General features: G+C 41.4%; 20 protein-coding genes. 11 read left to right on the plus strand and 9 right to left on the minus strand.

The window, feature by feature from the left end; translation table 11 throughout:
* Positions 1 to 55: 55 nt before the first annotated feature.
* The 6 genes from HH219_RS01015 to HH219_RS01040 form a co-directional block, all read right to left on the minus strand.
* A complete protein-coding gene (locus tag HH219_RS01015) occupies positions 56 to 964 on the minus strand; it encodes a hydroxymethylglutaryl-CoA lyase (RefSeq protein WP_054453492.1) in 909 nt (302 codons plus the stop codon).
* Positions 957 to 2,933, minus strand: a complete 1,977-nt coding sequence (locus tag HH219_RS01020) for an acetyl/propionyl/methylcrotonyl-CoA carboxylase subunit alpha (protein ID WP_169326370.1) — start codon at positions 2,931 to 2,933, stop codon at positions 957 to 959. Before HH219_RS01020 ends, HH219_RS01015 begins: the two co-directional genes overlap by 8 nt.
* Positions 2,934 to 2,941: 8 nt before the next feature.
* Positions 2,942 to 3,712: an enoyl-CoA hydratase/isomerase family protein gene (locus HH219_RS01025; RefSeq protein WP_054203663.1), complete on the minus strand. Its 771-nt coding sequence runs from the start codon at positions 3,710 to 3,712 to the stop codon at positions 2,942 to 2,944.
* A 10-nt stretch (positions 3,713 to 3,722) separates the two neighbouring features.
* Positions 3,723 to 5,342 carry a carboxyl transferase domain-containing protein gene (locus HH219_RS01030; RefSeq protein WP_169326371.1) on the minus strand — a complete coding sequence of 540 codons (1,620 nt, stop codon included), beginning with the start codon at positions 5,340 to 5,342 and terminating at the stop codon, positions 3,723 to 3,725.
* A gap of 11 nt (positions 5,343 to 5,353) precedes the next feature.
* Positions 5,354 to 6,529 (minus strand): isovaleryl-CoA dehydrogenase, encoded by a 1,176-nt coding sequence (locus HH219_RS01035; protein ID WP_169326372.1) that lies wholly within the window; start codon positions 6,527 to 6,529, stop codon positions 5,354 to 5,356.
* A gap of 64 nt (positions 6,530 to 6,593) precedes the next feature.
* Entirely contained in the window at positions 6,594 to 7,028 is a 435-nt protein-coding gene (locus HH219_RS01040; protein ID WP_054203666.1) for a MerR family DNA-binding transcriptional regulator, read from the minus strand.
* Positions 7,029 to 7,357: 329 nt separating this feature from the next.
* Between HH219_RS01040 and HH219_RS01045 the strand changes: the two genes are divergently transcribed.
* The 9 genes from HH219_RS01045 (at position 7,358) to HH219_RS01085 (ending at position 18,726) form a co-directional block, all read left to right on the plus strand.
* On the plus strand, positions 7,358 to 8,539 hold the full coding sequence (locus HH219_RS01045) for an acetyl-CoA C-acyltransferase (protein WP_169326373.1): 1,182 nt from the start codon (positions 7,358 to 7,360) through the stop codon (positions 8,537 to 8,539).
* Positions 8,540 to 8,629: 90 nt separating this feature from the next.
* Positions 8,630 to 10,120, plus strand: coding sequence for a CoA-acylating methylmalonate-semialdehyde dehydrogenase (locus HH219_RS01050; protein WP_169326374.1), 1,491 nt, complete (start codon positions 8,630 to 8,632; stop codon positions 10,118 to 10,120).
* Between the two features lie 119 nt (positions 10,121 to 10,239).
* Positions 10,240 to 11,397, plus strand: coding sequence for an acyl-CoA dehydrogenase family protein (locus HH219_RS01055; protein ID WP_054203669.1), 1,158 nt, complete (start codon positions 10,240 to 10,242; stop codon positions 11,395 to 11,397).
* Positions 11,398 to 11,407: 10 nt separating this feature from the next.
* Entirely contained in the window at positions 11,408 to 12,187 is a 780-nt protein-coding gene (locus HH219_RS01060) for an enoyl-CoA hydratase (protein WP_169326375.1), read from the plus strand.
* The gene (locus tag HH219_RS01065) at positions 12,187 to 13,332 is read left to right on the plus strand and encodes an enoyl-CoA hydratase/isomerase family protein (RefSeq protein ID WP_169326376.1); all 1,146 of its coding nucleotides are present in this window, start codon (positions 12,187 to 12,189) and stop codon (positions 13,330 to 13,332) included. The genes HH219_RS01060 and HH219_RS01065 overlap by 1 nt, the downstream gene beginning before the upstream one ends.
* A 4-nt stretch (positions 13,333 to 13,336) precedes the next feature.
* The gene (mmsB, locus tag HH219_RS01070) at positions 13,337 to 14,227 is read left to right on the plus strand and encodes a 3-hydroxyisobutyrate dehydrogenase (RefSeq protein ID WP_054453511.1); all 891 of its coding nucleotides are present in this window, start codon (positions 13,337 to 13,339) and stop codon (positions 14,225 to 14,227) included.
* Between the two features lie 3 nt (positions 14,228 to 14,230).
* The gene (locus tag HH219_RS01075; RefSeq protein WP_169326377.1) at positions 14,231 to 14,992 is read left to right on the plus strand and encodes an SDR family oxidoreductase; all 762 of its coding nucleotides are present in this window, start codon (positions 14,231 to 14,233) and stop codon (positions 14,990 to 14,992) included.
* 422 nt (positions 14,993 to 15,414) lie between these two features.
* Positions 15,415 to 16,266 (plus strand): HDOD domain-containing protein, encoded by an 852-nt coding sequence (locus HH219_RS01080; protein WP_054203674.1) that lies wholly within the window; start codon positions 15,415 to 15,417, stop codon positions 16,264 to 16,266.
* A 612-nt stretch (positions 16,267 to 16,878) separates the two neighbouring features.
* A complete protein-coding gene (locus HH219_RS01085) occupies positions 16,879 to 18,726 on the plus strand; it encodes a phosphotransferase (protein ID WP_054203675.1) in 1,848 nt (615 codons plus the stop codon).
* 135 nt (positions 18,727 to 18,861) lie between these two features.
* Here the strand turns inward: HH219_RS01085 and HH219_RS01090 are convergent, their stop codons facing one another.
* Complete coding sequence (locus tag HH219_RS01090; RefSeq protein WP_064435465.1) at positions 18,862 to 19,083, minus strand: hypothetical protein; 222 nt, start codon at positions 19,081 to 19,083, stop codon at positions 18,862 to 18,864.
* An 804-nt stretch (positions 19,084 to 19,887) separates the two neighbouring features.
* On the opposite strand from HH219_RS01090, the gene HH219_RS01095 reads away from it, so the two are divergent.
* Positions 19,888 to 20,259 (plus strand): MmcQ/YjbR family DNA-binding protein, encoded by a 372-nt coding sequence (locus HH219_RS01095; RefSeq protein WP_054204563.1) that lies wholly within the window; start codon positions 19,888 to 19,890, stop codon positions 20,257 to 20,259.
* A gap of 440 nt (positions 20,260 to 20,699) precedes the next feature.
* On the opposite strand, the gene HH219_RS01100 is transcribed toward HH219_RS01095, so the two are convergent.
* Positions 20,700 to 21,116: a VF530 family DNA-binding protein gene (locus HH219_RS01100; protein WP_169326378.1), complete on the minus strand. Its 417-nt coding sequence runs from the start codon at positions 21,114 to 21,116 to the stop codon at positions 20,700 to 20,702.
* Between the two features lie 189 nt (positions 21,117 to 21,305).
* Between HH219_RS01100 and HH219_RS01105 the strand changes: the two genes are divergently transcribed.
* Entirely contained in the window at positions 21,306 to 21,872 is a 567-nt protein-coding gene (locus HH219_RS01105) for a hypothetical protein (protein WP_054453531.1), read from the plus strand.
* 54 nt (positions 21,873 to 21,926) lie between these two features.
* Here the strand turns inward: HH219_RS01105 and HH219_RS01110 are convergent, their stop codons facing one another.
* A complete protein-coding gene (locus tag HH219_RS01110; RefSeq protein ID WP_054204566.1) occupies positions 21,927 to 22,919 on the minus strand; it encodes an MDR family oxidoreductase in 993 nt (330 codons plus the stop codon).
* Between the last annotated feature and the right edge of the window lie 38 nt (positions 22,920 to 22,957).

Genomic DNA, 22,957 nt, shown 5'->3' on the forward strand with positions numbered 1-22,957 from the left:
GCCCACTCCTCATTTTATTAATATGACTGCTGATCAACGTGTTAAATATAGACTATTAATCAGTAGTTTGATTTTTAAGTGCCAAGGAAACCTTGCTCACAGGTTGTTTATTTAATGCCGTACAAATTGCCCAACCAGCTTGAGCTAGCCTTTGTAAATCAATACCATGGTTTATGCCAAGCCCTTGGAGTAAGTAAATTACATCTTCGGTGGCAACATTTCCTGACGCTCCCTTTGCATAAGGGCAGCCACCAAGGCCTGCAACTGCACTGTCAACCGTTGCTATACCTCGTTTTAGGGCAGTGTAAATATTTGTGAGCGCTTGTCCGTAAGTGTCGTGAAAATGAACAGCCAACAACGATTTGTCAATGTGTGCTAATAATACATCTAACAGCTCGTCTACTTTTTTAGCTGTGCCAATACCAATGGTGTCGCCTAGGCTTACTTCGTAACAACCAAGGGCTAATAGCTTTTGGCTTACTTCAAGTACACGTTGTGGGTCTATATCACCCTCATACGGGCAGCCAAGTACACAACTTACATACCCACGCACACGAATATTATGTGCTTTGGCAAACGCCATTACATCTTCAAAGCGGGCAATACTTTCGTCAATCGAGCAGTTAATATTTTTTTGGCAAAATGCTTCGCTTGCGGCAGTAAATATAGCAAATTCTTTAATACCTACCGCATGCGCGGCTGCTGCGCCTTTTAAATTGGGCGTAAGCGCGGTTAAATTTGTATTAGGTAACGTAAGCGCGCTTATTACTTCACTTGAGTCTGCCATTTGCGGCACCCATTTGGGTGATACAAACGCCCCGGCTTCTATATCAGTAATACCCGCATCAGCAAGGGCTGTAATAAGCTTTATTTTATCTTGGGTGCTTACAGCGCTTTCGTTTTGTAAACCATCACGTGCGCCCACTTCAACAATGCGAACATGGCTTGGGAGTGTGTTATTCATCTGCTGAGCTCTCATCGGTGACAATTGCCAATAAGGCCCCATGGCTAACCAATGCGCCTTCAGAAAAACAATAACTCTGTAACACGCCATCATGCGGGGCGGTGAGGGTGTATTCCATTTTCATTGCTTCGATGATAACCACAGCGTCACCTTTAGTGACTGTGCTACCAATGTCAATTAGGTGTTTAACGACAGTGCCATTGAGCGGCGCTGCAAGTGGCAGAGCATCACTTTCGTGCTCGCTCACATAATGTTTGTCTATTACATCAAACGTGCTTTGTAGCGCTTTGTACATCACTGTAATTACATTGTCAGTGTTTACAACATGACATGTGTGCTTATCGCCATTAATAAACATGCTGCATACGCTATTTTCAATGCTGCCGGAGGTTGTATAGTCAACTCCGTCAATCGTGATTATAAAGCTGTTTTGCTGTGGGGTTGCAGTTATAATATGATTAGAAAACGGGATGTTAATTGCCGCTTTTATGTTGAGTTTAAAGCCAGAAAGACGATCCCATGGGCTGCTATTGGCTGTATTCTTTAAGCCAGATAAATAACTAAATGCCGCGATTACGGTACTTATCAAACGTTGCTTGTTATCAACTGTAAGTAAGGTGTCACCTTGCTCTTCAATAAAATGCGTATCTGGCGCACCTTGTTTGAAAGTGGCGTGATCAGCAAGGTTATGTAAGAAGCTTACATTGCAGCTAAAGCCCGCTAAATGGAATTGCTCAAGTGCTGTTCTTAATCGTGCTAATGCGTGTTCACGGGTGTCATCATGAACAATTAATTTAGCGATCATAGGGTCATAAAAAGGGCTTATTTCATCCCCTTGTAAAATACCGGTATCAATACGTACATATTCAGATTGAGCTGGTATATACAAGCCATTAATCGTGCCAGAGCAGGGGATAAAGTCATTACTTGGATCTTCTGCGTAAATACGCGCTTCAAAACTGTGACCTTGTAACTGGATGTCATTTTGCGCAAGTGGTAATGCTTTACCAGCGGCTACGTTGATTTGCCAATTGACTAGATCAATACCGGTCACCATTTCCGTCACTGGGTGTTCGACTTGCAGGCGGGTGTTCATTTCCATAAAAAAGAATTCATCGCCACACAGCAAAAACTCAACAGTACCCGCACCACGATAATTAATCGCAAGGGCGCATCGAACAGCGGCTTCCCCCATTTCCTTACGTAGTTCATCAGATAAACCAGGCGCAGGGGCTTCTTCAATCACTTTTTGGTGGCGACGTTGCAATGAACAATCACGATCGCCTAAATACACACAGTTACCGTGGTTATCTGCAAAAATTTGTACTTCAACATGGCGCGGTTTGTTTACGTAACGCTCAAGTAACACTAAGTCGTTACCAAAGCCAGCAATGGCTTCACGTTGTGCGCCTTGCAAAGCACTGATAAAGTCTTTTGCTTGCTCTACAACACGCATGCCTTTACCGCCGCCGCCAAAGGCTGCTTTGATTAGTACTGGGTAGCCAATTTTTTCAGCTTCTGCTTGCAAAAAGGCCGGATCTTGTTTATCTCCATAGTAACCAGGCACCAAGGGCACATTGGCTGCTGCCATAATTTCTTTAGCACGGGTTTTTGAACCCATGGCTTCAATGCTGCTGGCTGGTGGGCCAATAAAGGCAATATTATTTGCTTCGCAAGCTGTTGCAAACTCACTGTTTTCAGATAAAAACCCGTAACCTGGGTGTATACAGTCAGCGCCAGCAGCCAGCGCTACTTGCATAATTTTATCAGCGACTAAATAGGAGTCTTTACTTGGCGCTGCACCAATATGGTAGGCTTCGTCGGCAAGCTTTACATGTTGTGAATTTTTGTCGGCATCTGAATAAACCGCAACAGTGGTTAAACCCATTTGTTTTGCAGTTCGCATCACACGGCATGCAATTTCGCCGCGATTAGCAATAAGAATTTTTTGTAATGATTGTGTGCTCATGGGGATCCCTATTTTTGCCAATTTGGCGGGCGTTTTTCAAAAAAGGCAGTAAGCCCTTCTTGGCCTTCTTCAGATACGCGTATTTCAGCAATGCGTTCAGCGGTTAAGTTTACAATTTGACCATTAATTTCGTGCCCGGCAACATCGTTAATTAATTGTTTGGCAGCACGTACGGCAACAGGACCGTTATTGATCAATGTTTCAAGTAGCTGATCAAGGGCGCATTCAAGTTTGCCCGTTACTTGATGTATTAAGCCTAGCTGTTTGGCTGTGTGTGCATCAAAAATCTCTGCGGTTAAAAAGTATCGTCTTGCAGCGCGTTCGCCAATCGCTCTTATTACATAAGGGCTAATGACCGCAGGTATTAGGCCGAGTTTAACTTCGCTTAAACAAAATTGTGCGTTGTCTTGGCAAATGGCAATATCGCAACAGGCAATTAAACCCAGTGCGCCACCAAAAGCGGCACCTTGCACGGCACAGACTGTGGGCAGTGGACTACTTGCTAATACATGCATAAGTTTGGCAAGTTGTTTTGAGTCAGCAAGATTTTCAGCAAAGTCATTATCTGCCATCGACTTCATCCAATTGAGATCCGCACCAGCCGAGAAGTGCTCGCCCTCGGTTTTTAAAACCAACGCGCGCACGTCTAAGGTATTGGCGTGTTCAATACATTGAATTAGCTCTTGGATTACTTGCTCGTTAAAGGCGTTGCGCTTTTCAGGGCGACTTAAAACGAGGACAGCCACATTTGATTTAGTTATTTGTAGTGTTACTGACATACTCACTTCCTTACATTCTAAATACGCCGAATTGCGAATCACGTTTAGGTGCATTAGCTGCTGCGCTTAGCGCTAAGCCAAGCACATTGCGCGTATCAGCGGGGTCAATAATACCGTCATCCCACAAACGGGCGCTGGCGTAATACGGATGACCTTGCTGCTCATATTGATCAATAATGGGCTTTTTAAACTCAGTAACTTGCTCATCAGTCATGCTTTGGCCTTTACGCGCTAAACCATCTTGTTTAACTTGTGCCATTACACCTGCAGCTTGTTCGCCGCCCATCACCGAAATACGGGCATTTGGCCACATCCACATCATGGTAGGTTCAAATGCGCGGCCACACATACCGTAGTTACCAGCGCCATAAGAGCCACCAATTAAAACGGTAAATTTTGGTACATCAGCACATGATACCGCCATCACCATTTTAGCGCCGTGTTTAGCAATACCTTCTGCTTCGTATTTTTTACCCACCATAAAACCGGTGATATTTTGTAAAAATACGAGGGGGATATTGCGTTGGGCACACAGTTGAATAAAGTGTGCGCCTTTTTGGGCTGACTCACTAAATAAAATGCCGTTGTTAGCAACAATGCCAACAGGGTGTCCATAAATTTTCGCAAAACCAGTGACTAATGTGTCACCAAAGTAACGTTTAAATTCATCAAATGATGAGTCATCCACAGTGCGGGCGATTACTTCGCGTACATCGAAGGGCTTTTTCAGATCAGTCCCGACGATGCCGTATAGCTCGCTAATGTCGTAACGTGGCGCTTTTACTTTATTGAGCGCATCATCCAATAATGGTGAAGTAGGGCGTTGATAGTTAATGCGTTCAATACATTGGCGCGCAATTGATAGCGCATGAGCGTCGTTTTCAGCGTAATGGTCAGCCACGCCTGATGTTTTACAGTGCACGTCAGCGCCACCAAGTTCCTCGGCTGTTACCTCTTCACCAGTGGCCGCTTTAACGAGCGGCGGCCCGGCTAAAAATATAGTGCCTTGCTCTTTTACGATAATGCTTTCATCAGCCATGGCGGGTACATACGCACCACCTGCGGTACATAAGCCCATAACCACAGCAATCTGCGGAATGCCTTTTCCAGACATACGGGCTTGATTGTAAAAAATACGACCAAAATGCAGTTTATCTGGGAATACATCGTCTTGCTCTGGCAGGTTTGCACCACCTGAGTCAACCAAATAAATACAGGGTAAATGACAACGCTCAGCGATATCTTGCGCGCGTAGGTGTTTTTTTACTGTTAGCGGGAAATACGTTCCGCCTTTGACTGTGGCGTCATTGGCGATGATCATACATTCAACGCCTTTTACGCGGCCAATACCGGCAACAACACCCGCACACGGAATGGCTTGTTCATATACACCAAAGGCTGCAAATTGTGAAATTTCTAAAAAGGGTGAGCCTTCATCAATTAATGTGCTAATACGTTCACGAACAAACATTTTACCGCGACCTTCATGGCGCTCAATAAGAGCAAGGCCGCCACCTTGGCTAATTTCGCTTACTTTATCGCGTAAATCATCAACCAGCGCAGCCATGTTTTTATGGTTTTGTAAAAACTGCGGATCCTGGGGGTTAACGCTTGATTTTAAAATAGTCATCGCGTTTATCCTTAACGGCTTTCAGTGAATAATTCGCGGCCGATTAACATGCGGCGAATTTCAGACGTACCTGCACCAATTTCGTACAGTTTTGCGTCACGTAATAGACGTCCAGCTGCGTATTCATTAATGTAGCCATTGCCACCGAGGATTTGAATTGCATCTAATGCCATTTTGGTTGCCAGCTCTGCGGCATATAAAATTGCACCAGCAGCATCTTTACGGGTTGTTTCACCACGATCACACGAACGCGCTACTGTGTATACGTATGAACGAGCTGCATTCATTTGTGTATACATGTCGGCAACTTTACCTTGAATAAGTTGGAATTGACCAATAGGTGTATCAAACTGTTTACGTTCATGAATATACGGTACAACGATGTCCATACAGGCTTGCATTATGCCCAGTGGGCCTGCTGCAAGTACTACGCGCTCGTAATCAAGGCCGCTCATGAGTACTTTAACGCCTTCATTTAAATTACCAAGGATGTTTTCTTCTGGCACTTCGCAGTTTTCGAAAACCAGTTCACAGGTGTTTGAACCACGCATGCCCAGTTTGTCGAGTTTTTGCGCCGTAGAAAAACCAGGGAAGTCACTTTCAACAATAAATGCGGTAATGCCTTTAGCGCCTGCGGTTAAATCAGTTTTTGCGTAGATGACTAAAGTATGGGCATCAGGGCCGTTAGTGATCCACATTTTATTGCCGTTTAAAATGTACTTATCGCCTTTTTTCTCAGCTTTAAGCTTCATTGATACGACATCAGAGCCAGCATTAGGCTCACTCATCGCCAGCGCACCAATATGTTCACCACTAATTAATTTAGGTAGGTACTTTTCTTTTTGCGCTTGCGAGCCATTACGATTAATTTGATTAACACACAAGTTTGAATGAGCACCGTAGCTTAGGCCAATAGACGCGCTAGCGCGGCTTATTTCTTCCATCGCGATTACGTGTTCTAAATAACCAAGGCCCGCACCACCTAACTCTTCAGATACTGTCATACCTAACAAACCCATTTCGCCTAATTGTGGCCAAAGCTGGTTAGGAAACGTGTTATCAAGATCGGTTTTCTCTGCTAAAGGGGCAATTTCTTGGCTGGCAAAGCTATTAACATGATCGCGGATCATATCGGCTGTTTCGCCTAAGCCAAAGTTCATTTCTTTATATAGTGAAATAGTGCTCATGATTCATTCCTGTGTGAGAGACTGTTAATGAATAGTCATTTAATCGTTATAGTTTAAAGCTCTTTTATTCATCTAATTTATTTAAGGTATCGCGGCAACGACGCTCTGCGGTGACTAATTCCATCAAGACCACTTTAATGTCATCCATTTGTTGGCTTAAATCAGCTTTTTTATCTGAAATTAAGTCAAGCATAGTCACTAACTGCTTAGCGCTGGATTTATCTGCATCATAAAGTTCAAACAAACGGCCTGTTTCAGCCAAAGTAAAACCTAAACGCTTACCACGTAAAATAAGTTTTAAACGCACTTTGTCGCGTTTTGAATAAATACGGGTTTGGCCATTACGCTCAGGTGAAATTAAGCCCTGATCTTCATAAAAGCGAATTGAGCGGGTGGTTATATCAAACTCTTTAGCCAGTTCACTGATACTAAAAGTTTGTTCATTACTTGCAGGCTCTGCGGCAGAACTTGCAAAATTTGTTTGATTATCTTGATTCATAGTGTTTTTACCTCATTCGAATAACTTCAATATAAGTGAAGTTTACGTAAAGGTAAAGTGGATTGTAGAACTTATACTTTAGACTAATATAATGTGCAGTGTATTGAAGGCAGTTATCAGTTATAGCAGGGGTTGAAGCTACACTGTTTGTATTGAACTACAGAAAAATAAAGATATGTTTACACTTTTGTTGAGCGTATAAATCTTGATTTTAGATTTACGTTGGCGTAAACGTAAATATTATGTATGCTCATAAGCAGATTATAAATACAGTGTTTGGCTTATCGCTCACACATGAATATTGCCAATTATAAAATGGAGCCTTTTTTATGACTACCGAAGCCGTTGTTATTGTAGCAGCAAAACGTACCCCGATGGGTGGTTTTATGGGTGCCCTTAGCGGTGCAGATGCCACTGAGTTAGGTGCAACAGCCATTGCCAGCGCGCTTGCTGATACGGGATTAAGCGATAATGCTATTGATGAAGTCATTATGGGCTGTGTATTGCCAGCCGGTTTAGGCCAAGCACCCGCACGTCAAGCCATGTTAAAAGCAGGCCTTGCGCGTAGCACGGGTGCTACCACAATTAATAAAGTATGTGGGTCAGGTTTAAAAGCGGCGATGCTCGCGCATGATTTAATTAAAGCGGGTTCAATTAATAGCGCGATTGCAGGTGGCATGGAAAGCATGACTAATTCGCCGTATTTTATACCAAAGGCACGCGGCGGTATGCGTATGGGTCACGGTGAAATTAAAGATCACATGATGAGTGATGGCCTAGAAGACGCCTACGATAATAAAGCGATGGGCTGTTTTGCTCAAGATACTGCTGATGAATACGGTATTGGCCGTGAACAAATGGATGCGTTTGCACTTAACTCGCTTAGTAAAGCCAATGCAGCGATTGCAAATGGTGATTTTGATAGCGAAGTTACACCGCATACTATGAGTAGCCGTAAAGGTGACGTGACAGTTAGCATTGACGAACAACCAGGTAATGCACGCCCAGAAAAAATCCCAAGTCTACGTGCTGCATTCAAAAAAGACGGCACTATTACTGCTGCAAATTCATCGTCAATCTCTGACGGTGGCGCTGCACTTATCTTGATGAGTGAATCACATGCTAAAGCACAAGGGCTGACGCCACTGTGTCGTATTGTAGCGCACAGCACACACTCACAAAAACCAAGTGAATTTACACTTGCGCCTGTTGGCGCTATGAATAGCTTACTTGAAAAAGCAGGCTGGACAACGAACGACGTTGACCTTTGGGAAATTAATGAAGCCTTTGCCATGGTTACTATGCTTGCTATCAACGAGTTAAAACTTGATGAAAGCAAAGTTAACGTTAATGGCGGTGCCTGTGCACTGGGTCATCCTATTGGTGCCAGCGGTGCGCGTATTTTAGTTACCCTTATTCACGCACTTAAAAATCGCGGCCTTAAAAAAGGCGTTGCCTCTTTATGTATTGGTGGCGGTGAAGCGGTAGCCTTAGCAGTCGAAACACTCTAATTTTTAAAAAACTTAAACTCTCACAGCCGCAGGCTCTTTTAATAATAACTACTGCGGCTTAACCAATTACCCTCTGGGGAGGAGTGCGTTATGCACCAAGTACCATTACTGATTAACGGCGAATTTATTCAATCAACATCAGATCAACTTATTGATGTTATTAATCCAGCAAACCAAGAAGTGTTAGCGCAAGTTCCGTGTGCTACAGACGCAGAAATGGATGCAGCGATTACATCAGCTAAAGACACCTTTAAAACGTGGAAAGACGTACCAATCACTGAGCGTGCGCGCATTATGATGAAATATGCTGCGTTATTAAAAGAGCATCATGACGAATTAGCGACCATCATTTGTCATGAGCTTGGTAAAACGTTTGAAGACGCTAAAGGTGATGTTTGGCGCGGTATTGAAGTGGTTGAGCAAGCAGCGAATGCACCCTCATTAATGATGGGTGAGACGATGGAGAATGTGGCACGTAAAATCGACACATATTCATATATGCAACCACTGGGTGTATGCGCAGGTATTACGCCGTTTAACTTCCCTGCAATGATCCCACTGTGGATGTTTCCACTGGCGATTGTGTGCGGTAACACCTTTATTTTAAAACCGTCTGAACAAGATCCACTAACGCCTATGCGTTTAGCCGAGCTGTTTATTGAAGCGGGCGCGCCAAAAGGCGTATTACAAGTGGTACATGGTACTAAGCCACAGGTCGACCGTTTATTAGAAGATCCAGCTGTGCGCGCAATTTCATTCGTGGGTTCTTGTGGTGTAGGTGAATACATTTACTCTAAAGGCACTGCAAATTTAAAGCGTGTACAAGCGTGTGTGGGTGCAAAAAATCACATGGTGATCATGCCTGACGCTAGTCGTTCGCACGTGGTAAATAATCTCGTTGGTGCCTCTGTTGGTGCTGCAGGTCAGCGCTGTATGGGAATTTCAGTGGCGGTATTCGTTGGTCAAGCAAAAGACTGGGTTGACGACATTAAAGCAGGTTTTGCTAATGTTCGTCCAGGTGTATGGGATGATAAAGATGCGGCATACGGCCCGCAAACATCACCGGCTGCCAAAGCGCGTATTTTATCATTGATTGCCCAAGGTAAAGAACAAGGTGCAACGTGTTTAATTGATGGTTCTGACTTTACTGTTGTAGGTTCTGAGCAAGGCAACTGGGTAGGACCTACCTTATTTACTGATGTAACGACTGACATGGATTTATACAAAGAAGAAATCTTTGGTCCTGTACTGGCATGTATGTTTGTTGATTCACTAGATGAAGCCATTGCACTTATTAATGATTCGCCATTTGGTAACGGCACGTCGTTATTTACCTCAAGTGGCGCTGTTGCGCGTAAGTTCCAACACGAAATTGAAGTAGGGCAAGTAGGTATTAACGTGCCAATTCCTGTGCCACTGCCGTTCTTCTCATTTACTGGTTGGAAAGGTTCTTTTTACGGTGACACGCATACTTACGGTAAACAAGGCATTCGTTTTTACACTGAAACTAAAACCATTACCTCACGCTGGTTTGAAGACGATATTGCGTCAGGCCCTAATATGAGTATCAACCTTAAGTAATTAATTTAACTTACTCCACATAATAAAAAAGAGGGGCGCGAAGGCGGGCACATTTTTAGCCTTCGCTGCTCTTCACGAATAGATTTTACCGACAACAAATTATAAATAAGAGGCCTGCTATGGACTTTAATTTAACTGAAGATCAACAAGCATTTGCACAAACCGCTCGCCAATTCGCTGAATCAGAACTCGCTCCACACGCAGCAAAGTGGGACCGCGAACATATTTTTCCAAAAGACACCATTAAAGCCGCAGGTCAATTAGGGTTTTGTGGTCTTTATACGCCAGAGGAAGCAGGAGGTTTAGGTTTATCGCGTTTAGATTCAAGCATTATTTTTGAACAGCTTGCGATGGGCTGTACAGCAACCACTGCGATGTTGACCATTCATAATATGGCCACTTGGATGATCGCAAGTTTTGGAACTGAGCAAACTAAAGAGCAATATTGTGACCAACTGGTAATGGGCGAGTTACTAGCGTCTTACTGTTTAACAGAGCCAGGCTCTGGGTCAGATGCTGCATCATTGAAAACCAAAGCGGTGCGTGATGGCGACGAATACGTGATCAACGGCTCAAAAATGTTTATCTCTGGCGCAGGTGAAACCGAAGTATTGGTAGTTATGGCACGTACAGGCGGTGATGGCGCTGCCGGTATTTCTGCTTTTGTAGTCCCTGCTGATGCTAAAGGTGTTGAATATGGCAAAGCTGAAGAAAAAATGGGCTGGAACGCACAACCTACACGCTTAATTAGTTTTGAAGATGTACGCATACCCGCACACAACTTATTAGGCGCTGAGGGAGAAGGCTTTAAATTTGCAATGCAAGGCCTAGATGGCGGACGCATCAACATTGCAACCTGCTCAATTGGCACTGCCCAAGCCGCACTACAAACAGCCCGTGAATATTTAAAAGAACGCGAGCAATTTGGTAAACCACTGGCTGCGTTTCAAGCACTGCAATTTAAAATAGCCGATATGAATACTGAACTTGTTGCAGCGCGCCAAATGGTGCGATTAGCAGCGTTTAAGCTCGATTCAGGCGACAGTGAAAAAACCACTTATTGCGCCATGGCAAAACGTTTTGCCACCGATGTAGGCTTTACAGTGTGTAATGATGCATTACAAATTCATGGTGGCTACGGTTATATCAAAGAATACCCACTTGAGCGCCATGTACGAGATGTACGCGTTCATCAAATTCTTGAAGGTACTAACGAAATTATGCGGGTGATTATTGCTCGTCGTATTTTAGCGCAATCAGCAGCCGATATTCTATAAGGAACGCGAAATGTCAAACCCAAGTATTGATTTAACCATTGAAGGCCACGTAGCGATTTTAACCATGTCTAACCCGCCAGCGAATACCTGGACTAGAGACACCTTGATAGCCTTAAAAGACACGGTAAATGAGCTAAACGATAATAAAAACGTCTATTCATTAGTGATCACTGGTGAAGGTGAAAAGTTTTTTAGTGCGGGCGCTGACTTAAATGTATTCGCAGGTGGTGATAAAGGCGTAGCAGCGACCATGTCGCAGGTATTTGGCGAAGCATTTGAAGCATTAACAGCGTTTAGAGGTGTATCAATTGCTGCAATTAATGGCTATGCCATGGGGGGCGGTTTAGAAGTGGCTTTGGCGTGTGATATTCGTATAGCGGAAGAGCAAGCACAAATGGCATTGCCAGAGGCCAAAGTTGGCTTACTGCCGTGTGCTGGTGGCACACAAAACCTTGCTTGGCTTGTTGGTGAAGGCTGGGCAAAACGGATGATTTTGTGTGGCGAGCGCTTAAAAGCGGATAAAGCCCTGCAAATAGGTTTAGTCGAAGAAGTGGTACCACAAGGTGAAAGCTTTTCCGCAGCACTTAAACTTGCTAACCAAGTAGCCGATCAAAGCCCTGTTGCTGTAAGCGCTTGTAAAACGTTGATACAAAAAGGTCGCACTCAACCCATGGCACATGCATTACCACTCGAACGCGAGTTGTTTGTTGGTTTGTTTGATACAGAAGATCAGCAAGAAGGCGTGAATGCCTTCTTAGAAAAACGTAAGGCAAATTGGGTGAACGGCTAATGGTTGAGTTAACGCTATTAAACACACAGGATGCCCCCGTTGTTTTTGAAACAGCGCGAGCAGAAAATGGCTCTTTGATTGGCTTTGCAACACTCAACGCTCCTAAGTCGTTAAATGCACTAAATTTTGACATGATCAAACTTTTAGAGCCACAGCTAGCTGCATGGGCAGATGATAGTAATATTGCCATAGTTATACTCAAAGGTGCAGGGGAGAAAGCCTTTTGTGCTGGCGGTGATGTAGTTAGCTTACACAACGCAATGAAAACTGGCGAACCGACAAACTTAATTGAAGATTTTTTTACCCAAGAGTATCGTCTTGATCATTTAATCCATTGTTACGACAAACCGATCTTAGTGTGGGGTAACGGGATTGTAATGGGCGGTGGCCTTGGTTTAATGGCGGGTGCTAGCCACCGTGTTGTGACCGAAACATCCCGTATTGCCATGCCAGAATTAACAATTGGTTTATACCCTGATGTAGGCGGAAGTTACTTTTTACATAAAATGCCCCAGCATGTTGGCTTGTTTTTAGGGCTAACCGCAGCGTCTATTAATTGCGATGATGCGATGTTTGTATCGTTGGCTGATCACTACGTTAAAGCTGATAAGTACGACAGTATGATTGATCAACTCGCTGCGATTAAGTGGGGAAAAACAGCTGCGTTAAATCACGATAAACTCACTACATTACTAACCGAGCTTGATAACATATCCGGGCGCATGCCAAAAGGAAATGTAAAAGCTAATTTAGCGACTATTCAAAAACTCGCTGAGTTTACAGATTTAAAAGAGAAAGTTAATTACATTTTAAACCTAGACACTGATGACGTTTGGATTACACGTGCGCAAAAATCATTAAAGCATGGTTGCCCATTAAGTTGTGCTCTAGTTGAGCGCCAACTTGCTAACTCAAAAGGTAAAAGCTTAGGCGAGTGTTTTCAAATGGAATTGGCTATGTCGGTTCGCTGTGGTGAAGTCGGTGAATTTCAAGAGGGTATCCGCGCGTTACTGATTGATAAAGACGGTGCACCCAACTGGCAATTTAAAACAATTGAGCAATTACCTGCGCAATTAATTGAGAGTTTCTTTACTGCTCGCTGGGATAATGACTCGCATCCACTTAAACAACTTACACAAGGATAATGATATGTCACTTTCTATCGGTTTTATTGGTTTAGGAAATATGGGCGGCCCTATGGCTGCAAACCTTGTTAAAGCAGGCCATCAGGTTAAGGTGTTTGATTTAAACCAATCGGTCGTAAATCAACTTGCCGAGCAGGGCGCGATTGAAGCGACAGACGCCAAACACTGTGCAAGTGATGTTGATGTGTTGATCAGTATGCTTCCTGCTAGTAAGCACGTTAAATCACTGTACTTAGGTGAGACTGGCCTTGTACATATTTTAGCAAAATCGACCTTAGTAATAGATTGCTCGACCATTGATGCTGCATCGGCGCGTGAAGTAGGGGCTGAACTTAGTGAACATGGCATTGCTTTTGTAGATGCGCCGGTATCGGGTGGAGTTGCAGGCGCAACAGCAGGCACACTGACCTTTATTGTAGGCGGTGCTGATGATCACTTTGCTAAAGCACAACCTGTACTTGCTGATATGGGTAAAAATATTTTTCATGCTGGAGATATCGGTGCGGGGCAAGTCGCAAAAATCTGTAATAACATGCTACTGAGCATTTTAATGGCAGGTACCAGCGAAGCAATTCAAATGGGTATTAATAATGGTCTAGATCCAAAAGTACTGAGCGATATTATGACGGCAAGCTCGGGTCGCAACTGGACGCTTGAACTTTACAACCCGTGTCCAGGCGTAATGGACACAGCTCCCGCAAGTAACAATTATAAACCGGGCTTTATGGTTGATTTAATGGCAAAAGATTTAGGCCTTGCGATGGAAGCAGCGCAGCAAAGTAATTCATCAACCCCAATGGGGTCAATGGCAAAAAATCTTTATACTATGTTGCAGCATCAAGGTGCTGGCAGTGATGATTTTAGTGCCATATTTAAATTATTCTCAAAGGAGTAACAGGTGGAAATTAAAAACAACACCGTAGTGATCACCGGCGGCGCACAAGGCTTAGGCTTTGCAATGGCGCATAAATTTGCTCAATTAGGCGCTAACATTGCCTTGATTGATATGCAGCAAGACTTACTTGATGCAGCAGTGGCTGAACTTGAGGGGCATGGCACTACTGTAAAAGCATACGTTGCCAATGTAACGGATGAAGACGCCATAGTGAGTACGTTTAATACAATCAACAATGATTTTGGTCATATTGGGGTATTAATTAATAATGCCGGTATTTTACGCGATGGTATGTTTATCAAAGCCAAAGAAGGCAAAGTGGTTGCTAAAATGGCACTTGATCAATTTAAGTCAGTAATTGATGTGAACTTAACCGGTGTGTTTTTAGCGGGCCGTGAAGCTGCGTGTCACATGATTGAGTCGGGCAAAGGTGGCGTGATTGTAAATATGTCCAGTGTTGCTCGTGCTGGAAATATTGGTCAAACTAACTATGCAGCATCTAAAGCGGGTGTTGTTGCTATGACTACAGGCTGGGCTAAAGAACTTGGCCGTTTTGGTATTCGAGTGGGTGCTATTGCGCCAGGTGTTATTCGCACAGCAATGACCGACGCCATGAAACCAGAGGCAAAGCAGCGCATGTTAGCAGTAACGCCAGTTGGGCGTTTTGGTGAAGCGGAGGAAATTGCCCATACTGCGCAGTACATTATCGAAAATGACTTTTTCACCGGTCGCGTTGTAGAAATTGATGGTGGTATACGCTTGTAAAGCTAAGCAAGCAATAGTTATTATTACACGGTAAGCCTTGGCTTGCCGTTTTTTTAAGGCAGTAGCTAATATCAATCGGCTTAAAAATTTAACCACTCTAGCGGACTAAATAAAGCGCTAACTGCGTTAGTAATTTTTCATGTACGACTGCATGTCAAAATTTCTACCTTGTTATCACTGTATTTATCTTTCGCTATAAATGGTCATTAACTTAACACGATTGGTACAAATATACTCGCGATTCAAATTTACTGTATGTACAGATTTTTGTTTGGGTGCCATGCTAATGCTACTAATCATGTATTTTTTTGCTGTATTTATACATTTAAAGCCAATTTGCCATTGTCTCGATCACCTTCTAATATTAATACTCTATTTGTTCTTCGGTATTATTTAATAATCGACTTTGGGATTTAATATATATGATAGAAATTAATGAACAAATATTAACAGATATAAACAGAAATTTTATTATCCCACCAAAACCGCAAATACTCAGTGATTTACAAAATTTAGCAGCACTAGATGATGCTTCTATTGCTGATGCAGCAGATGTTGTTGTTAAAGACTTAGCGATTTCATCAGCGATACTAAAAATTATAAATTCCCCCGCCTATGGTCTATCTCGTACTGTGTCAGATATTAAGCAAGCCGTTATGTTTCTTGGTTGGGATGGTGTTAACGCGCTGGTACAAGGGCTTAAATTAAAGCATATGTTCGCTGCAGAAAATAGCTGTATCAGTTTAGAGCGATTTTGGGACACATCAACAGAAATAGCTAATGTAAATATGATGATTGGTCAGCGATTTAAGAAGCAAATAGCCATTGAATCTTTGTACACTTTAGGTCTTTTTCATGATTGCGGTGTTCCGCCAATGGCTATTAAATACGATAGCTACTTAAAAGCACTTCATTTATCTAACCAATCCGGTAAAGAAAGTATCACTGAGATTGAAGAGCGTTTATACAATACAAACCATGCGATTGTTGGGTATTATTTTGCAAACAGTTGGCACTTACCAAAAGAGATATGTAAATTAATACTCAACCACCATGACTTGAGTATTCTAGACGATGTTACAGACAGTGATATGCAAATTAGCTTTGCAATCCTTAAGATGTCAGAGAATTTAGTCAACTTAGTTAAGCGGGGGACCCCCTTAACTGAATGGAATACAATTGAGGTGAAAGCACTCGATGTTTTACATATGAATGATGATGAGTACGTTGATCTACAAGAGGATGTAATTGATTATTTAAACAGCGAGCACTAGGGCGTGTTGACCTTTGTGGATTGAAATTTGTTCAATCTAGGGGCGATTTAATCGCGGCACGAGGTTTGTAACCTAGCGGGCTCGATAACTGCTCCTGCGTTATTCTACTAGCTCACATCCATGTGAGAATAAGTAAAAACCGAGCAAAAAAGAGTCAATCGCCCCTAGGCAGAACCCTTTAGGCAGCGCATGTTTGGCATTTATACTGCGTTATCGCCTATTTATGGGGAACAACCACACTACATAGGCGCTGCCTTGCCTAAATACCAAACATACTGCTGCAAAATCAATCACGAAAGGTCAACACGCCCTAGCTGTTTAAATACCAGTTAATTAGGTTTATATACTATATTGACTCTCTTAATAAAGCCTGCATAAAATACTTAGCTACACCTTACAAAACCAAGCTAACACCTTTAAGTCTCACTAAGGGGGGGTTGCTATTTTGCTCGATTACATACGTCATGTCTTGATTTGCTCACTGAGCTGAATGATTTTTAATCTGCTGTGCCAGCAGGTGCTAAATAGTCGTGGAGTTTTCTTGTAATTCAATGCTATAAAAAGAATAATTGAGCTCATAACGTATCAAAAACCACATTATTGAGATATTCAGTGAAAGCCAAAGAAATCCGTAATTTTTACATCAATGAAGAGCAGTCTGTGTATTTGCTTTCGCATCATGATGCTAAAAAACATCGCCAATGGCTTAATATCTGTATAAAACAGCTTACCTTACTTGGTTATTCTGATGTAGAAATGATTGGCTCTGGCGCATTTGGCTTTGTGTTTGCAGGACTAGATGACAAAAAACAACCTTGGGTTTTCAAATTTTCTCGTATTACACTCGCTCAAAGTGTGCGTGATAGGCTTGAAGATGAAGCGTATATGCTTTCTCAGGTTGATAACCCACTAGTACCGAAATTTTATGCTTTTGAGAGAATAAAAAAGCAAGGGATCTTAATGATGGCCCGCGCTTTAGGAGAAGACTTAGAAAAGGTATCACTAAAACGAGGGCGTTTTAGTGCTGCTGCAATTACAGATCTTGCGCTTAAATTACGTAATGTATTAATTGATCTACGTAATCAAAAAAATGGGCTAACGCCTCAGCCTATAGTTCATGGTGATATCAAGCCTTCTAACTTAGTGTGGGATGAAGCTAACCAAGGGTTATCGCTGGTGGATTGGGGGAGTTCTGTGTATGCCCAAGTCGACAGTGCGGGTAACCCGATAGCCAGTAATTTTATGGATCTAATGTCTGGTGATTTAAGTACTACTAATGCGCGAATGGGGGATGTGTACTTTATAGGTGATGAGCAAATGTCAGGTGCCAAATCATCCCCACGATTTGATGAACAAGGGGTGGCTTCTACCTTATATGCACTGGCTTCTGCACAGTCATGCCGGTTTGGCGCTCAAGTTATTCCTGCAAGTTCATTAGGATTACCTATAGAGCTTGCTAAAGTAATTGATGGCATGCTGTCAAAAGACAAAGCAATACGCGATCGCGCGGGTGATTATTTTATACGCAACATGCCAAGTATGGCAAAAGCATATTTACCGCCAGTAACTTTAAATAAAGAGCTAAGAGCACATATTCCATTTTGGTACGGCAGTGATAATGAGCACCCAGATACAGTTGTTTACAGCTCACGAAAACAATTTTTGCGCCAAGCAGATCATAATCAGCAATTATTAGATGTAAACGATGCCCAACTTGATCGCTATTATAAAGAGTTTCTATTTGATACTGGTGATACTGAAAAAGCATTTTTAGCATCAATTAGTCGATTAGCGAAATATCCCGCAGTAGGAGGTTTAAGCTTTCATTGGAAAGAAGACTCGTTGTATGTGGAATCATCTTTAATTATGCATGATAAGAATTTAGGTCATGCATTCACGCAAGCTATTAATAATACGGTGATGCTAGCGCAAGGTATAAGCCAAAAAGGATTATTTAAGTGTTGCCTGTTTGATGCACGTAAGACGATTCAATTAGAGCGAGATGGCACCGGTGCATTTAAATTTGAACAACTTCCTGAACTTGATTATGAAGTTATGAATTTAAAAAGTTCAGATGTAACGAGACCGCATTCTTATTTTGAAGATGGTAAAGATCCTGATGAGCAATTAAAACTGCCAAATAAAGTGATAAAATGTGTATTTGAGCTTAATCAGATCCATCATACGGGGTGTATTATTTTTGAAGCTCTACCAGATCGAATGAAAATACATCATTACTATCGTTTATTGGATGCAAACAAAGAAACTGAATTTAAACGGCTGTTAAATAAATTGATGCAATATGCGGTGGGGATTATAGACGTAGGAGTTGCTGGCTTTATGAAGTTACCGTATAAAAATACTCGAGAGTTTTCATTATGTGATCAACAGCCTGAATTTTACTTCCCAAAAGATCCAAAACGTTTTGACAGTGATGCCACTGACCCAAAAGATAACTAAGGGGTGCCCTAGGGTTAATTAAAAAATATAATAGTGTAGGTTAACTTCAACTCACTAAGTGACTCGTAATAATTTATTAAGCCTATTTGGGCTTAATAAATTATGAATCAGTTTCAATTTATTATAATAAAGATCTTAAAACCTTATTTGAAATACAGTTGATGAGCCTTCGCATTCTAGTGACTTATCCAATGCCTCACCTAAATCAGAACTTTGAAAGTGCCAAACTCTGCCATTATCTAATCTACATTCAACAACCCAATCACCTCTAGAAAAATTAGCGCCATTTGATGATATTGCAGAGTGGCTCATACACGATAATACTATTACTGTTCCTGCTAAGATTAATTTTTTCATTTTTATTCCATTCCTTAAAATTATAATAATATTAGATACTAAATTAGTATCTGTATTAGATACTAGATTGTAAATGAGGGTAATTCAAATTGTTTTTTTTGTCAGTGATTTTTCGAGGTAGTACCAGCTTAAATTTAGGGATAACGAAGCGACTAAAGGTAAGTAAAAACGTAAAAGCTATTAATACCAATCTGAATAAACATTTGAACAATTTAACTAATTAAATCAAGACTATAACTTCGTTAAAAATTTTTGTTTAGAACAATTAGATATAAAATTTTTTGCCTAGGGCGTGTTGACCTTTGTGGATTGAAATTTGTTCAATCTAGGGGCGATTTAATCGCGGCGCGAGGTTTGTAACCTAGCGGGCTCGATAACTGCTCCTGCGTTATTCTACTAGCTCACATCCATGTGAGAATAAGTAAAAACCGAGCAAAGCTTCCGCGTCCTGCTCACGCCCCTTACCTACATCCGTGTAGGGAACAAAGAGTTAATCGCCCCTAGGAACAACCCTTTGGGCAGCGCATGTTTGGCATTTATACTGCGTTATCGCCTATTCATGGGGTACAACCACATACACAGGCTCTGCCTTGCCTAAATACCAAATAGATTATTGCTGCAAAATTAATCACGAAAGGTCAACAGGCTCTCGTTATAGCGCAATTTTTTTGTCATTATATAGACTCCATATCTATCCAGATTGGTATAAGTTATTGAACCCAAATAGCAACTCAGCTATGGTTTGCTTATCAACAAGGTAAAATAAGTCATTCTAGTGACTTATTATGACGCTCAGGATTTATAATGAACTACGAAGAGTTTAATCAGTTTTGCAGATCCTTTCCAGCTACTACCTATATAATTCAATGGGGTAATTGCCATGTCTGGAAAGTTGACGGTAAAGTATTTGCTATAGGTGGCTGGTCAGATAATCAATCACCAGCTTTTACATTTAAAGCTTCAGAGCAAAATTTCGTTTTTCTAAGTGAAAGTGAAGGCTATAAACCAGCCCCATATTTTGCTAATCGTGGAATGAAGTGGATTCAGCAGTTTAATAATACAAACAAAGAAGATCTTCAATATTACCTTAAAGAATCATATCGCTTAGTTTCTTTAGGGTTAACTAAAAAAAGGCAGAAAGAGCTAGGTTTAAATCAAGAGGTAAGTGCATTGTGATCCGCAAAGTTAGAGGCTTCTAGTCAATAGCTTCAGTATAATAAGCATAGCGATATAAAATGTAGGATGGATTTGGTTTTTATACCAATCGTGTTGAGGTAATGACCATTTATAGCGAAGGATAAATACAGTGATAACAAGGCAGAAATTTTGACATGGTGTTGTTCTCGGCAATTGCTCCTGCATTGCTCTACCTCCTGAATCCATGCAGTCGTACATGGAAAATTGCTAACGCAGTTAGCGCTTTATTTAGTCCGATAGAATAGTTAAATATTTAAGCCGATTGGTGCTAATCGTTATGTCTAAAAATAAAGCGGAGGTGCATTAAACTGGTTAGCTTGAGCGAACACCAAGTATAGTAGTTTAATTGCTCTTATCATAAAAGTCAGGATTGCCGACTTTTATGATTTATTCAAAAGCGGATTTATAATTATAAGGGCTTAGTTACCCCAAGGGTTACTTGCATTTGAGCGATTTTTACGGGTGCGAGCGCGGTCTTTCGCTTCTTTTTTAGCCTGAATACGTTTTGCATCACTAAAGCTTAGTTCACAAGGTTCACCAGGCTTATCACCTTCAGGAATAATACGATCACGAGGTGGGAGCTCATATTGTACGTCATCAGGCTTTGGTAGGTTTTTTAGGCGATAAAGATAAAAGTTATCAACTTTATCTTGGGCCCACTGAGTTTTTCGTAAAAACTTAACTGCTGATTTAATATCAGGGTTATTTTTAAAGCAATTTAGTTGTAAATAAGCGTGTAAAAGTTCCCAGCCGTATTGATCGACTAACTCTGATACAACTTGCTCCAGTTTTACACCTTGCAGTGGGTTATTTCCGAATAAATCTTCATTGCTCATAAGTACATTCTTTTCAAATATCTAATAAAGTAATTATAATTTTTATGAGCAAAATTTGATACAAGAAAATTACTAATATCTAAAATTGCGATTTTACAAACGTCAGAGGAATGGGTAAGCTTACGAAGCTTTAATAAGATTAGGCATGACGCCAACTACATCGGATGATAGATTTAAGGAATAGTATACATGGGACTTTTCAACAAAATTAAAACACAAGCTACATCAATTGGTTCAAATATCAGCGAATCAACGTCAAAATTAAGCTCAGATATGAGCACATCACTTAAAGAAAATTCAAAATTATCAGCAATTCGCTCAGAAATAACATCAATTGAAGGGCAACTCAATATTGGTTATCAAGATATTGGTAAAAAATATGTTGAGAACCTATTAGAGAATGAAGGTCAAAATATAGACGCCGCATTACAAGAATCATTGAATCGCGTAGAGCCTTTACTTGAAAAGAAACTAGAGCTTGAAGATGAAGCGATAGAAATCGAAAAAAAGCTAAAAGACCAAATTATAATCCAAGAAAAAGCACTTTTTCAAAAAGAATATGACCAAGAAAAAGAAAAGCTTGAAAAAGCAGTAAAGCTTGATGTGATTTCTGTAGATGAAATGACTGAGAGACTAGCTAAAGCACGCTTCAAATTAGATAATTTTGATACTATCCGTAAAGTTAAAAAGCAACACGAAATGAATTTGATATCAAAAGAAGAGCTTAAAGAAAAGCTAGCCGCTTTAGGTGCATAAGCACGTTGAGCTAATTTATAAAAGCCGCGATTATCGTATTGCGGCTTGTTAGTGTTAGGCTTGGCAATTAACTACAACTCGACCTCGTATTGTTCCTGCCATTAAGTTATTAGCTGCTTCAATGACATCAGGTAGGCTAATTTCGGTCGATATTTTATCTAAGTAGCTACTTTCTACAAGCTCAGCTAAACGTTGCCATGCTTCTACTCTGTCAGGTTTTGGGCGCATAACACTGTCAATACCCATTAATGAAATCCCGCGCAAAATAAATGGGGCTACGGACGCAGGTAAATCCATACCTTGTGCCAAACCACACGCTGTCACAACGCCACCATATTTTAATGATGCACAAATATTAGCAAGTGTGTGGCTGCCAACAGAGTCAATAGCCGCGGCAAATCGTTCTTTAGCTAACGCCTTACCTGGAGTTGATAATTCATCACGATGAATTACTTGTTTTGCTCCAAGTTGTTTTAAGTAATCTGTTTGTTCAAGGCGCCCAGTCGCAGCAACTACGCTGTATCCTAATAGGTTTAATAGATACACGGCAAAGCTTCCTACGCCACCGTTTGCACCTGTGACGAGTACATCACCAGAGTCAGGTGTTATGCCTTGTTTTTCAAGTGCTATAATACTGAGCATAGCAGTGTATCCTGCTGTACCTATCTGCATCGCTTGTTTAGGTGATAATTTTACGGGGAGTGGAATAAGCCACTCTGAGTTTAACGATGCTTTCTGTGCAAGCCCACCCCAGTGTTTCTCACCCACACCAAAACCGTTGAGCAAAACGAGTTGACCGTTTTGGAATTCATTAGACGTAGTTTTGGTGATTTTACCTACTAAATCAATCCCTGGGATCATTGGAAAAGTACGTACAACAGGGCCTTTTCCTGTAATGGCTAAGCCATCTTTGTAGTTAAGGGTACTAAAAAGTACGTCTAACTCAATATTATTGTTGGGTAATAGATCTGTTGTTATTGTTTGCAACGCGGCTGTATAGGTATTATCAATGTTATTAATAACAATGGCTTTAAATTCATTTTTCATGTTGAACCCTTTTAGACCGATCGTCTTTTAATTGGGAA

The organism is Pseudoalteromonas sp. NEC-BIFX-2020_015, assembly GCF_012952265.1.
In the GTDB taxonomy this organism is placed as follows: Bacteria; Pseudomonadota; Gammaproteobacteria; order Enterobacterales; family Alteromonadaceae; genus Pseudoalteromonas; species Pseudoalteromonas neustonica.